We start from the raw sequence: 14,803 nt of genomic DNA, 5'->3' as shown, positions 1-14,803 counted from the left end.
GGAATGGTAGATTTATGTGGTGCTATTATACTAACTTTTCAACACTAAATAGCGAATAGCCAATTTGTTGTAATACCCTTCACTGTGAGACCATCTTGGAAGTGTCAAAACCTGTTATCAAGTCTTTTTTATCATTTGTTAATCTAATTATTTTTTTAAAGTTATCTTTTGATTGTTTAATTTCATCATTCAAATGTTCAATTATATCACTAGCAACTTCAAAAAATAAATTATTCTTTTCATATACTAATTGAAATTCAACCAACTTCTGTTCAGAAATAATGTACTCAAAAACTTCATCGTAAAAACTTTTGATATCATTAACATCACTATCACTTAAATTTATTTTTATACCATCTAAATCTTCTACAATAAAAAAATTTACAACCTCATTTCCTTGGTCTTCTACCTCTTCAATGTTCACGACCATTGTTACTGTTTCTAATTCAATATCAAATATACTAGACTCCATATATATTTCTCCTTTTTCCAAACATTTCTTCGCTACCTTCTAAATGTACCAAAGCTTTTTCTTTCCATACCAACTCATCTTTTTCTTCTATGCCAATAAGTTGATTCGTATATAGATTACCTGAATAGTAAATATTAGTTGAATCAATTTTATAATCACAATATATAGTTTGACTAGGTAAAGTATTTATTGCGATATTGGAATTATGTGTTGAAATGATGATGGTTTTTCCTTTATCCCTTTGCTCTCTGAGTTTAGGGATAATATAATCTGTTATATATTTTTGACCTAATCCTCGTTCAATTTCATCAAACAAATAACAATCATAATTATCATCTTCTAATAAGCCACTTATTGTAATAATCGCTTTTTCACCTTCCGAGGGAAGATAGTTATCATTGCCTTCAATTTTTACTACACTGTTTTTCTTAATAATTTCATTGGAAAACCCATCTGGAAGAACTATTTTTTCATCCGAATCAAAGTACTCATTTATTTCCTTAAAGTCCTTTATATCGAAGTTATGAATTTTTTCCATTATTTTTCTGTTTATTTTGATTTTATCTCTATCAAATATTTTTCTTTCATTATAGCTCTCATCAGGTTGCAAAACCTCTATACTTGTTACTAAATACGCAATTCCTTTATTCGGTATGTAACCTAGTTTGTGAACTTTTTCATCTTGTACCTCCTTTAACTTTTTCTTTAAATCATTATTGGCCTCCGTTCTTCTTAACCGATTTGAAACTAACCCAGCAAAACCAATGTTGTTAGGCTTGGATACTTTGCCAGTCTTTTTTTGTATCGAATTTTTGAGGACCGTTAAAAATGAATTAGTATTTTTACTAATGAACATTTTTTTACAATCCTTAACTGCCAAATCTATAAGGTCGCATTCTAAATTGTTTAACTGTTCGTTAAGTAAATATTTTTCTTCCTGCTCTTCTTTTCTAACATGTTGGTTAATCTGTTTCACATCAATAATTTTTGAAAGTTTTTCTTCAAGATTTGATGAAATTGATTCAAAAGTGTTAACATTATTATTGCTAAATTTGGAATCAATTTTTTTAATTTTTTCTGCCTTTTTAGTGGCACTATTATTGTTATAGTATTTTTTAAAACGGGTTACAAAATCCAATGGGATATCTTCATTATAATTGATAGTAAAATCAAAATTCCTTTTTATAGCCCCTAAAATTTTTTCGTTTATTACGACGGATTCCTTGAAATTATCCAAAATCTTATTGTATTGATCATTATATCCCTTACCTTCATGTAAAAAAATACTCAATCCTTGATTTTTTAAATATGGAAATAAATAGTTTTTCAGTAAAATTGTTTTTCCGGAACCTTTCTCTCCAAAAATAACATTTATATCTTCATAAATCTCTATATCATTATTAAGTTTTTCTTTATCTACCTCTACGGGTATCGAATGCTTAAACGTGTCTTGCAAATAGGTGTTTATAAAAACAGCAGTGTCACTGGCAAGTTCATAAAACATTTTAAATGAACTTATTCTAAATTTAATGTCAGGTATCTCTGATTCGCTATATTTATCCCAATCATTTACATCGCTACCGATTAATGACAATTCATTATGTGCATTTATTACCCCCATCGTTTGTAATTTTCCTGCCTCTAAAATAATTAAATAATCCTTTAGGTCATTTGAAAGTTTATCTTTTGCCTCTACATTTAAAGAGCGTTTTTTATCTTTATCAAGAAAATGCGGTATTACTATTATGTCTTCTGGTTTGAAACATTGAATATTGTATATGAAGTCATTATATTCAAGATAAAAGGCATCATAATCCCTATCCGCTTCATTATCAAAGGTTTCATAGAACATTTTTCTTTTTTGAGGTTCACAAATTACAATTATATGATATTGTTCACCCCTATATTTCACATCCAATTCAATGCCAGGAAATACTACTAATTCAGGATCTTCATTAATTATTCTTTCATAGGCACTTATATCAAAATGATTATGATTTGTAATTGCACATATTCCTACGTCATTTTCTCTCATCTTTTTTATAAAGTCTGATGTACCAATATTTCTTTTAGATCCGTCGCCCTGCTTACATTTTTTTGTATGTAAATGTAAATCTATTTTCACACTCTTACACTCCTTTCACCTTAAAAATCTAGTTTCTTTACCATTTAAAACCCCAGCAACATGGTCCTAATATCTCAACCAATATGCAACTACCTCTTTAATATTTTTCAAATAAATTGATCTACTTACATTTCAATTTCTATTATGTTACAAATTATTACAAAATACAATAAAATAGTTACTATTACAACGATCCCGCATATAATTTTAGTATTCTAAATAAACCTGAATTTCATCTGCGATCTATAAACAGTTTTGACCCGTTTTATCAATACACTTTTAAGGCAATGATAATATAATAAATATTGTTAAAACGTTATAATTGTTTCATAAAGTTCTGCAAACGTTTTGCAATCCAATAAACGGGATACTACCTGCTGGTCATCGGTCAATCTACCCAATGAATGAAACATGGGCTTTAAATCTTCTTTTTTTGCTTTGTTTGCGTTGAGCAATATTACGAGTTGAACAAGCTTATCCGCCCACTTGATTGGCCTTTTCAACGTGGCAATAGCTAAAAACGTTTTCTCCGTACCAGGTTCAAGCGGATGTGGAAGCGCCACCAGATTACCGAAACATGTCGGCGCCAGATTTTCTCTTTCCAGTACAGAACGCGTATACTCCTTATTGGCTTTTCCATCTTTGATGAGGGTTTCTGTCAAAAAACGAATAACCGATTCAGGTGTCTGAAAGTCCCGATTGAGAAAAGTATATTCGGGAATGATGTATTTTTCCATGTCTGTTGATGGCTTGTCTAAAACGTGTTCAATAGCAGATACATCATTGTCTCCAAGAATTGTGCTCACTTTAATAATTGGAACTGATAACGTCTTTTCAATTGGAATCGTACTTATAATGAAATCAACATTTTCCGCGGACTGATTGTTTAAATTATAGTTTTCAATCGTTCCGATAATATCAAGCTTTGCCCCAAATTTGTTTTTCAACTTATACAAAAGCAGCTGTGCACTACCAAGCCCGGACGCACATACAATCAGGCAACGATTCCGCGCAAAAACAGAACTTTTTGCCCTTTCCTGAGCAGCTTCCAGATGAAGTGCTATATACCCAATTTCATCCTCATTCACCTTGATGTTCTGTCTTTCATTGATTACATCAGCTGCGGTGAGGGCAGCTTCAAATGACAGGGGATACTTCATCCTGATTTCCCCAAGCATGGGGTTGCGAACGTTCATTTGATACCGAGATCGAGTAATGGCCGGTTCTAAATGCAAACTCAAATTTTTAAAAAGTTCTTGATCACCTGACAGCCGCAGGCCATATTCGCGATCAATCCGTTGAACCATCTTGCCTACAATGACCTGTGTCTCACGATCCAGAAGCGAATGTACGTCATAGCTTTGATTAACGGAGGACGATAATTTTGTTCCTTTTAAGTGAAGGGATAGATAGGCAATTTCATTTTCAGAAAACTGAACCTCAAGATGCTGCTCTATATCATTCAAAATCTTCTGTGCTACTAAAAAATCCTTTTCATTTTTGATCTCATGAAAATCTCTTTTGACCATCCGAACCGTTTGATTGTCACAAATCCGTTTATAAGCAATCACAATATGCGTTAGTAGATTTTGCAGACTGTTATCTGAAATGATAATGCGGTCAGCTCGAAGATGTTTTAAAATGCTTTCCCTGATGATTTCCATAACCTGAAACGGCAATAAATTTAACCAGTGTTCTTCCAATGGTATTGGTTTTTGGTTAAATATATATTCTGAGATGCAAAACCGGATTTGCGTTTCCTTCCCCGTTACTTTAATGCCATAATTAGGTTTATGATCAACAGCTAAGCGATAATCTTTTAATATATGACGGACTGCTTTCAAATCACTTTGCAAAGTTGAACGACTGACAAACAACTTCGTAGCCAAATCTTCCATTTTTACATATTCAGAGGAAAGCAAAAGTTTCTCCATTATAAAAATAATACGCTCCTCTGGTTCCGCGGGTGGAGACAATGCCCCTTCTGTGTACTCCTGAAAAAATTGCTCAACAGCCGTTTCTTCCTTCATACTTAGCCGATAACCTTTTCCCCTGTATGAATCAATATGGATTCCATAGTCGACCAGTATCTCATTCAACGCTTTAATATCGTTCCTGATCGTTTTTGTACTCATCTGCATTTCAGCAGAAATTTGCCGACTTGTCACAGGGTTATTAGCAGCCGCTTTGAGCAGCTTCATTATGTCAACCATCCGGGAGTTCATGACATTACCCTCACCTTCTTGAAAAAATCGGGAATATGTCGCTTAATTTTGTGTATTGTCTTTACTGCTGTTTTATCCCCACGAAACTAACCAATATATTCCAAAGTTATGCTATAATTTAACCGGGTGATAACTATGTTACAAATAATTGGAGAAACAACCTTATATTTTAAAACCGATAAATTTTCCATGAACCTGGTTCAATCCCGATTAAATGATGCATTTGAAAAATTTGATGTACTGGAGCATGACATCTATAACGATAACCACAAACTGCAGATAAAGTTTATTATGAATATGCATGAAAGCCCTAATTGCAGGTCCTTTAACGACTACATAACCTATGTCTTGCCCGAAATTAAAAGTCGTTTTCCATGGCAGATCGAATTTCGTCCTTTAATCATTCATAAGATCACAAAATCATACCAGTCTCTTCAGCCCTTAAACAAACATATGACCGCATTTATCAATAACAAACTAAACAATGGTGATTGATTCTATAATGTTGACCACGTGTTTGTAATCGCTTACTTTTAATGATTTATATCCCTTATCTATCAAGCAAATGCATAAAGGGTTGCCAGGCGTGCTTTCACTTTCCTTCTTCTACACTTCCTCTGGCAACCTTTACTCTACAGAAGAGGCTTTAAAACCTGTTCTCTTTTCATATTCTGTTGACGTCCAGTGAAAAGCCCATTCCCGGCTTTTAAAACACAATACAGGGGTATCGCCTTCCCACATAAAAACTGGCCTGAATCCTTTTGTTCCCATACTACCGCGAATACCTTTAATATTGACGTTCAATTCTCTTACCATTGACTGCGTAGCACTGCGGTAATGTTTAAACACTTTTCGTTTGGCATTGAAGGGTGTGCTGACATGAAACTGGTCAAAGCCTTTAATTATTCTCTTAAATAAGCGGTGATGGGTTCCCCCGCAATGAAACCTTTTGAAGATTATCCAAATAAGATAATCATTCATCATTAATGACTCCCCTATTTACCATATTAATTTGATTGTATAATATTAAGTTGCTATCGTCTATTCTCTCCCAAAGAATCCCTGTTGTACTTTGGTCGAAAACAATGGGACCTTCAAGGTGAAATGTTGACAGAATGGTTAACAAATGACAAATATTAGATTAATATAAAGATACACTATCTTCAGGTCGTTGGGAGGCAACTTTAAATTGACGAAACAGGTTAAGACACGCACTACAAGAATTTTACCGCTTCTCATCCTTATGCTCTTTAGTTTTGGTATAGCGGGGTGTGCCGATGACAGCTCTCAGTCAGCTAATGGTACGCAGCAGGAAGAGCAAACACACCAAAGGGATGATAAAGAAACGACAGAAAAGGCTGATGAAGCAAAACAAGGTGAAGAAAAGCCCGATCGGGAAGCAAGCGCTGCTAATTCCAATGATTCTGAGTCTGGCACATCAACGTCACAGCAAAATAATGCGCCGGAGGACGCTGAAAAAGCAACCATCTCCCGTGTTGTTGACGGAGATACAATCGAAGTGAAGTACAATGGTTCAACTGAAGACGTGCGTTTGCTGTTGGTGGACACACCGGAGACCGTACACCCTTCCAAGCCCGTTCAGCCATTTGGACCTGAGGCTTCCGAATTTGCCAAAGACACATTAACACCCGGCGAAAGCGTCAAAATCGAATTTGACGGGCCTAAACGAGATCATTATGATCGCCTGTTAGGCTACATTTGGGACGATGGCCAGAATTTCAACAAACGATTGTTGAAAAAGGGATTAGCCCGTTATGCATATGTTTATGACCCACCGTATACCCATCAGAAATCATTTCAGCAAGCAGAAGTAAATGCACGCAATAATGATATTGGTATTTGGAGTATCGAAGGTTATGTCACACCGGATGGTTTTGCCTCTCAATCGAGTGAATCGGAGGATAATACCACATCGGATTCTTCCAATTCCGATGATTCATCACCCGTATCAGGCTATGCCCCGAATGGACCGGACCGGGATTGCAGCGATTTTGATACACAGCAGGCTGCACAGGCGTTCTTTGAAGCTGCCGGCGGGCCTGAGGCGGATCAACATCGTTTGGATGGCAGTGATAATGACGGGAGGGTATGTGAGTCATTACCATGAATTTTTCCCTGTATTAAGAAATAATAAATAAGCATCCCAAAAATTAGTTTTCACTCTAATTTTTGGGGTGCAGTATACTTGTAGATGAGGATTATTTATGATTACATTACATAAATGGGGTAATGATAGAACTTGCTATTTCTCCGGTGCTAATTCAGTCGCTTGTCTTAAGGCTTCTAGCATACTTCTTTCATCTACTACGCCTGTGCCTGCGATATCAAATGCCGTCCCATGGTCAACACTTGTTCTGATGATTGGCAAACCTACTGTAATATTCACTCCAGCTTCAAGTCCCAAAACTTTAATTGGACCATGACCTTGATCGTGATACATTGCGATTACAATATCAAAGTCACCACGTTGCGCACGGAAGAATAACGTATCAGCCGGGAGTGGTCCTTCAACATTTAGTCCTTCTTCAGTTACGCGGTCAATAGCCGGAATGATTTTCTCTTCTTCTTCTCCATTGCCGAATAATCCATTTTCTCCGGCATGAGGGTTAATCCCACATACACCTATTTTCGGCTGACTGACTCCAGCATTAGTAAGTGTTTCATGTGCTAAACGTATAACTTTTTGAACCCGTTCCGGATTAATCATATTTATAGCATCGATAAGACCCACATGAGTGGTTACGTGAATCACCTTTAATTTAGGTGAAGAAAGCATCATGGAAAAGTCTTTCGTACCTGTTAACTCAGCTAAAATTTCTGTATGCCCCGGATAAATATGTCCACCTTTATGCAATGCTTCTTTGTTTAAAGGAGCCGTACAAATTGCATCAATTCGACCATTGTTTGCGAGTTCAATAGCAGTTCTCAGATATTCAAAAGCTGCATTTCCAGCCTCCGAAGAAACCTGACCAAATGGCAAATCTTCTGGCAGTAAATCAAGATCATAACAAACTATTTCTCCAAAACGTGTTGTGAAATCAGAGTTACTATCTACTTCTTTTATCGTTAATTCAGTACTTAGCAATTCTGCAGCACGCTTCAAGATTTTCGCATCACCAATTACAATCGGGTGAGATTGTTCATATACATGTTTACTTTGTAAACTTTTCACAATAATCTCCGGTCCTACTCCAGAAGCGTCCCCCATCGTAATACCTACTATTGGTTTATGCCCCATCATTATAAACTCCCTTCAATTCTTGCATTGCATTATAAATCGAAGCTTCTTTTCCAAATGCTCCTGCTTTTGTTACAACTGTATATTCAAGATCTGTACCGATTAATGTCCCCAATGGAATTCCTGCTTCAACCTGCTTGATTAAACGGAAGCCAATTCCACCTAAGTGACTCGAGGTATCTTTTGCTGTATCCCCGCCTGTTAGAACAAAACCACTCAAGTCTTTATTTGTTTCAGCAACTGCTGCCACGACTTCGCCAATCGCTCCGGAAATACGTTCTCCCATTTGGTATCCTGTTAAATTAAGGCTTTTTCCGACTTCCATAACTTGTTCCCTTACCTCTTTATTAGAAGGAACATATAAAACAAGATCATTCCCATTTTCTAATCCTTCAAGCAAGTCTACAATATTATTCTGTCTATATTTTTCCCAATCATTCCCAAAAATTTGCAATGGATCCAATTCCACAGCAGTTATATTGGGCTGTTTGATTGCATAACGCACTTGATTTTGAGTTACTTGTGATAAGCTTCCGCAAACTGTCATAACATGATTAGATTTAAAAAAGAATCGTTTATCTGTCTTTTCACTAATTCCAAGTATTTCCGGAAGCACTTCTGCAAGACCAGCAGATCCTGCCCAAACAATAGACTCTGATACCATAAGCATTTTTTGTACAACTTTTTTAAAATCATCCTGTGTTTCTGCATCACAAACAATATAGCTTAGCTTATTTTTTTTAAAGCTATTCATTTTTTCCCGAAAAGAGGTTAAGTCTAAATTAATATCTGCTTTACTTAACAATCCGACCGGTTGTCCCATATCCTTTTCCAAAAGCTTAGGGATAGACGATTCCGTTACCGGATGCTTCGGATCGTTTGATATTTCAGTTTCAGCTATTTTTTCACCATTGACATAGTGTATACCATCTTTCGTTGTTCTGCCAAGTGGAGGAAAAGCCGGTGCAATGAATACAAACTCCGGTTTAAATACATCATAAAGGGCCTGCAATTCAGTTCCAATGTGTCCCCTCAGGGTGGAATCCATTTTTTTATAAATAGATGAATAACCTGCTTGTTTTAAAAACTGACCAGCTTGCTTCGTCTTAAAAGCTGCTTTTTCCTTAGATAACGCTCGTGAATTCGTATCGATCACAACTCCGTTATCAAGGTTATCTTGACCTTCCGGGATGTCAAAAAGAACGGAAGTATTTATACCTTTTTCTGTAAGCTGAACACCACTATCATTTGCGCCAGTTAAATCATCTGCAATAATACCTATATTGTATTTCATGTTGATTCCTCATTTATTAACAAATTATATTACTCATTAACATAGTCGTCTGGTACTTTTACGCCTTTTTTCTCTAACCGCTTCACTAGAAAACCGATATATAACGGCAGTAGAATAGCAGTTGTAACAGTAGATGCTGCAACCTGAACTGTAGCAAGGTCAACATGTGAAGCAAAGCTTGCACTGGCAGCTGCAATCGCGGCAGGTGTTGCCACTGCATTACCTGCTGTTGAGCCTTCTGCAGCACCAGCAATCGGGTTCCACTTAAATGCTTTAAAAATGAAGAATCCTGCAGTACCAGTTAGGAATACAGTTGCTAAACCAAGAACAATACCTGACAATCCACCTTCAATAATTGCACCAAAATCGATTCCCATACCAAGCGCAAAGGCAAAGAACGGAATTAGCATGGCACTCCCTTTATCAAAGAACTTTCTCATTTCTTCATCTAAATTACCTAACACCATACCAACAATGATAGGTAGCAACACTGCGATAAATGATACAAATGAAAACAACCCATCAACAAATCCCATAGCACCGAATATAGACAACGCTACCATCGTAAAGAAAGGACCATCATTTAACGCAAGTAATGAGTATGCTGCACGGTCTGTTTTGTCACCATATTGACCAACAAGCGCTACGTACAAACCACCATTACTGTTAGTCATGGCAGCAATAATCGCAATTGGTGCTAAACCTAACCAAAGCCCACTATCTCCAGCTAACATATATGCAATAAGACCAAAGATTGCACCTACTACCCATTTCGTCGCTAACAATGTTGCACCTTTACCAAGGCTAACTCCAACATTACGTAAGTTAATCTGAGCCCCTGTACATAATAGGAATAGTGCGATTAGCGTGTTTGCTCCATCTACAAATAATGCCTGTGTAAAATTGCCAATCCTAAGTAAATCAGGAACGACGGTATTAAGTGTTGCCGCAAGCAATAACGGAACTACCATCATACCTCCAGGAACTTTTTCTATTGATGCTTTAATTCTCATGTTTATCCCCCTCTATTAATATTGTTTAATAATTAAACATAAAGTAATATATAAAGCGGTTTCATATTTAATATATTAAAACATATTGATATATAATGCAACACTTTTTTTATTTACCCTATTTCACCACTGAAAACACTTAAACAGTATTGCACATTTAAACATGCACATAAAAAAGAACCCTTTCTAGGGCTCTAAATATGAGCAATATTAATTCTTTAACTTTCGCCATAAAGTAGAACGATTGATATTCAATCTTTTTGCCGCTTTTGATTGATTGTCTCCCTCTTCTTGCAATACTTGTTTGATGACTTTTTGCTCAATTTCTTCCAACGTTCCATCAAGCGGTAAACAATTATCTTTAGACATCGACACTGGTTCATATTGATTCATTAATTTCTTAACATGGAAAAGTTCTATATAATTATCTGTCGTCATCATACTCAATTCCTGAATTACTTTTTTTAATTGAGACAAGTTGCCCGGCCACTCAAACTCCAAAAGATATTCAATTGCATCTTGTTTCATACCCACTGTTTCATTACCATTTTCAGCATGAAATTCAGTTAGGAAATAATCAACAAAAGCTCTAATATCTTCTTTCCTATCACGTAATGGTGAAAGATGTATGACATGATTAGAAATCTTTTTATAAAGCTCTTTATCGAAGACTCTGTTATGTACAAGATAATCAAGCGATTCATTAGCAAGCACAATAATTTTCATAGTTGTTGGTATGTCTCGTAATAAGCTTTTAATAGCATCTTGCATTTCAGTTGACACCGATTCAACGTCTTTTATTACAACTGTTCCGTGCTTTACAGTAGTAAGTTTAGTTTGTAGTTTATCTATTTCAGTATTATTAGTTAAATAACTTCCCTCAATAACAATAAGAGGAGATTCCTGACCAGATTTTTCAAAATGTAATTCCTGTGCAACTGTATATTTACCAGTCCCCGATTCCCCAATAACACACACATTTGCATCAGTATATGCGAATTGTTGTATATTATTCCTTAACCGCTTGGCCTCGTCACTATCTCCAATAATTGGGATATGCACAGGATTACCAATGATTCTAAAAGCTCTATTATCAGCTTTTATTAATGAATCATGAATGTTAACCCCTACAATAGTCTCTGACATACTTACCAGATAAGCTTGTATTTCATATATTATATTTTCACCCTCAATTTCAGCCCACTGATTTGTTTCATTTTCGAGAACCCGCTTAATTACTCTCAATATATCTGGTGACTCTAAAATTTCATGACACTGATTATCTTGTTCGTACATTAAATTTTTTTCAATCACTTCGGCATCTTTATTCAATAAAATAATTGGAAAAGGCATCGCATTGAAGGTTTCCTGAAAATAATAAAATTGGCTGTTTACCCTGCGAAAGAAGTTATATATCCTTTTTCCTTCTTCAAAAGAATCAGTAACCGCTTCTTTTCCAGAAGTGATTAAAACACCACGTAACCCAACCTGCTCTGCAACTTGAACGGTGATAACGTCACCAATCACTACATTAAAACCTTGTTGCTTCAGTTCCTCCAAGTTGTCTCTCACTTCATTCCTTGATTTAATTGTAATCATTTTCACATCAAATTCTAATATGTTACATATTGTGGATGCCCCCTGAGAAATATTCGGATAACCAACGAGTGCCACCCCTTCTTTTATTCCACGAATGAGGGTGAAAACACGCAACATATCATATCCGGTTATATCAATATGAGCGACAGGAATCGAAACAACATTCTGAATCATAGTGGCTGTTCCACCACGACTTATGATGAGTTCGTATCCTTGTTTTTTCCGCTAATTTTGCCGCTTTCACACCTTCTTCAAGATTAGCTATCGTTACATCCAGATCTATATCGCCTGGTGCACCAACTTTTTTAGCCGTTTCGGCCAACCCTTGATACGGGGCAATTAGAAGTGTTTTTATCATCATATCCCTCACTTGTTGCACATTTCAACACTTCAATTATTACACATAAACCATTTAATGTCATCTGAAATACTAATATAATTATTTGTACCCCGTGTTCGTCATCAACCATCAATGTTCTCTTATGGCGGTTCCTTTCTCATTCCACTGCAAAGAGTTGATACTGTGAACGTGAATAATGGGATCCTTAAAAAACCCGCCATAACTACATCTAAAGCATGATCACGGGACAATACCTAAATGGTTCAAAAATAACATGTTATGACTTAATGCGCATGTTCACTCAAAAATTAAAGCGTTTACCTATTTGAGTGAAATTAGAGTGATGTTTCTTGTTCTAAAACGCCTTACTGAAAATGCTCATCAATTTTGCAATTGAACTATCAGCTTCACACGCATAAAAAAAGAACCCGAACAATGTCGGGGCCTATTCCACGTCACTAAATTTTAAAGGCAGAGAAACTACCTTTATCACTAAAATCTCTTATCTGCATAACCTTATCGGAAAACTGTTCCACATTTCTGTTCGTTCCAAGCAAAAGCGAAAGGACATGAAAACCGTTCTCCTGCTTCTGTTGTTGAAAGAAATCAAGAAAATCATCTGAAACATGAGCTTCTCCGTCCGTTACAAAGATAATATCAGCTTTCTTAAAGCTGCTGTATTGAATCACTTCTATTCCTTTCCGCAATGCCGATTCAAAGTTTGTTCCACCGCCTATAAAATACTGGCAGAGTGCTGCCATGTCCTCTCCATTTATTTTCCCCTTTTTATAGACATACTTATAAGCACTGCCTGAAAATGGGATAAACACAAAATCACGTTTCTCTCTTTTCGCGATACTCATCAGAGCTAAAGTAAACCCCTTGGCTTGTGTATCTAAGGGCTGCATGCTGCCTGATTGATCCAAGCATAGAACAATAGGTCCCTTTCCTAATATATCCTTGCCTCCCGTGTCATGCTGACGACTTCTTTGCCCCGCGAACCGCCGCAGAAATTCCGTTCGGGTTGTTTCGTTCCTATACAAAGCAAGTTCCGAAGGCAATAATCTGGCTGGGTCATTTCCGCGTGTGACACCATGCCGGCTGGTTGCCTTCTGGTGTTTGGATTTTTGCTTCTTCCTGGCAATTTGCTTAAATCGTCCCGCCCATTCAGCTATCTGTTTCATTCGAGCATCATCCGTTAACTGCTCAGCCAATGCCAATTGATCGCGGAGGGGGACCTTTTTAAGCTCACCTTCTCCGCTTCCAGCTTTTGCACCACCCACAAGGGCCTTCAGGTTTTGCTTTGAATCCTGTGTCTGCTGCATCGCCTGTTCCATTGCTTGGTCAAACCCACTATTACGTTGATTGAGTGCCTGATCGATAACTTCCTGTAATTCCTCTGTTCGTTGCTGCAATTCTTTCTGAAGGTTTTGGTTTTCGTTCCCAGCCCCGTGCTCCTGACGCTGCCGTTCGAGCTGGCGCTGCATGGCATTCAATTCCCGCATCTGCTGGTCCAACGCTTCATTTTGTTCTCTTTCGTGTTCCAGCCATTCATGCGTCTTCTTTCCGAATTGAACTGTGCCAATGGCTGAGGCTAAGTCATCCAAGCGTGTCGTTTCCCGGTAACGTTCAAAGTTCTCATCATCCACGATCCGCTTCATAAATGCATGATTCGTTTGAAATGCTTTGGATACGTTCTCTCTTTCTTTCAATTCAGGTTTCATTTTGTATAAGGAGCCCCAGATATCATTCAACAAAGATCCGAATGTTGGAAAAGGGGCATCAAATTTATTTAAATTCTGCAAGCCCTGTGACATATCATATAGCTTCTGAAACCGTCGTTTATCGAACTTGTCGTTATTGATAATCGACACTTGCTTACGCCATGCTTGTTCATTCATGTTATCGTCTCCTTTTAAAAAAGTGAAATGCCAAAGCCTGCACTTCAGCATTTCACCTTCTCTTATGATTTCATTTTATGACTCAATCGGTTCCAGCACCGAATTGGTCAGCTCTTCCAAATACTGTTTCAATTCCTTATGAACCGCATTTAATTCGTTTTCCCGTTCAGGATACTTCGTTTTTAAATCGGTAATCTCCTGAGCGAGTGATTTCATTTTTTGCGTCGCTTCCAGAACATTTTCCGTTGAATGGCCGTTAGCCGATCCATTCATTATATCCTGTGCCTCTTCAAGGATTACCTCCAGTGTATGACTGACCGGATCCTGTGCATGATGACGGATAATATCGGTGACTTGCTGTTGCTGATCGACATTCTCCCAAAGCACATGTGCCAGAAACAAAATGTCCTCGCTGTCAACGACCTGGCGTTGTTCAATCAATGCTTTGGCCTGCAGGGCGGCATATGATTTCTGCAGCCGTCTGTCTGACGGATGGATGCCTTCATCCCGCATATCTTCCCAGATGTCTGCCAGTGTTTCATAGATATGATCAGGAATCGCCACCATTTCACGAA

At 37.1% G+C, this 14,803-nt stretch carries 12 protein-coding genes; 2 read left to right on the top strand and 10 right to left on the bottom strand.

The window, feature by feature from the left end; all coding sequences use genetic code 11:
• Positions 1-79: 79 nt before the first annotated feature.
• From AOX59_RS03640 to AOX59_RS03630, 3 genes are all read right to left on the bottom strand, one after another.
• Positions 80-472 (bottom strand): hypothetical protein, encoded by a 393-nt coding sequence (locus AOX59_RS03640; RefSeq protein ID WP_068441985.1) that lies wholly within the window; start codon positions 470-472, stop codon positions 80-82.
• On the bottom strand, positions 462-2,597 hold the full coding sequence (locus AOX59_RS03635; protein WP_068441982.1) for a PHP domain-containing protein: 2,136 nt from the start codon (positions 2,595-2,597) through the stop codon (positions 462-464). The genes AOX59_RS03640 and AOX59_RS03635 overlap by 11 nt, the downstream gene beginning before the upstream one ends.
• Positions 2,598-2,905: 308 nt before the next feature.
• Complete coding sequence (locus AOX59_RS03630) at positions 2,906-4,798, bottom strand: BglG family transcription antiterminator (RefSeq protein ID WP_169792857.1); 1,893 nt, start codon at positions 4,796-4,798, stop codon at positions 2,906-2,908.
• A gap of 213 nt (positions 4,799-5,011) precedes the next feature.
• On the opposite strand from AOX59_RS03630, the gene AOX59_RS19975 reads away from it, so the two are divergent.
• A complete protein-coding gene (locus AOX59_RS19975) occupies positions 5,012-5,317 on the top strand; it encodes a hypothetical protein (RefSeq protein ID WP_169792856.1) in 306 nt (101 codons plus the stop codon).
• 132 nt (positions 5,318-5,449) lie between these two features.
• Here the strand turns inward: AOX59_RS19975 and AOX59_RS03620 are convergent, their stop codons facing one another.
• On the bottom strand, positions 5,450-5,806 hold the full coding sequence (locus AOX59_RS03620) for a hypothetical protein (protein ID WP_068441974.1): 357 nt from the start codon (positions 5,804-5,806) through the stop codon (positions 5,450-5,452).
• 205 nt (positions 5,807-6,011) lie between these two features.
• Between AOX59_RS03620 and AOX59_RS03615 the strand changes: the two genes are divergently transcribed.
• Positions 6,012-6,950 carry a thermonuclease family protein gene (locus AOX59_RS03615; protein ID WP_068441971.1) on the top strand — a complete coding sequence of 313 codons (939 nt, stop codon included), beginning with the start codon at positions 6,012-6,014 and terminating at the stop codon, positions 6,948-6,950.
• A 135-nt stretch (positions 6,951-7,085) separates the two neighbouring features.
• On the opposite strand, the gene pdxA is transcribed toward AOX59_RS03615, so the two are convergent.
• From pdxA to AOX59_RS20190, 6 genes are all read right to left on the bottom strand, one after another.
• Complete coding sequence (gene pdxA / locus AOX59_RS03610) at positions 7,086-8,081, bottom strand: 4-hydroxythreonine-4-phosphate dehydrogenase PdxA (protein WP_418000780.1); 996 nt, start codon at positions 8,079-8,081, stop codon at positions 7,086-7,088.
• Positions 8,071-9,375 carry a four-carbon acid sugar kinase family protein gene (locus AOX59_RS03605; protein ID WP_068441964.1) on the bottom strand — a complete coding sequence of 435 codons (1,305 nt, stop codon included), beginning with the start codon at positions 9,373-9,375 and terminating at the stop codon, positions 8,071-8,073. Before AOX59_RS03605 ends, pdxA begins: the two co-directional genes overlap by 11 nt.
• Before the next feature lie 29 nt (positions 9,376-9,404).
• A complete protein-coding gene (locus AOX59_RS03600; RefSeq protein ID WP_068441961.1) occupies positions 9,405-10,388 on the bottom strand; it encodes a 2-keto-3-deoxygluconate permease in 984 nt (327 codons plus the stop codon).
• Positions 10,389-10,598: 210 nt separating this feature from the next.
• Positions 10,599-12,161, bottom strand: coding sequence for a sigma-54-dependent Fis family transcriptional regulator (locus AOX59_RS03595; RefSeq protein ID WP_068441958.1), 1,563 nt, complete (start codon positions 12,159-12,161; stop codon positions 10,599-10,601).
• Positions 12,162-12,785: 624 nt separating this feature from the next.
• Complete coding sequence (locus AOX59_RS03590) at positions 12,786-14,228, bottom strand: vWA domain-containing protein (protein WP_068441955.1); 1,443 nt, start codon at positions 14,226-14,228, stop codon at positions 12,786-12,788.
• Positions 14,229-14,303: 75 nt separating this feature from the next.
• Positions 14,304-14,741, bottom strand: coding sequence for a hypothetical protein (locus tag AOX59_RS20190; protein ID WP_237049416.1), 438 nt, complete (start codon positions 14,739-14,741; stop codon positions 14,304-14,306).
• Between the last annotated feature and the right edge of the window lie 62 nt (positions 14,742-14,803).

The sequence above is a fragment of the Lentibacillus amyloliquefaciens genome, assembly GCF_001307805.1.
Lineage (GTDB): Bacteria > Bacillota > Bacilli > Bacillales > Amphibacillaceae > Lentibacillus > Lentibacillus amyloliquefaciens.
This window is presented reverse-complemented; position numbering and strand designations above follow the sequence as displayed.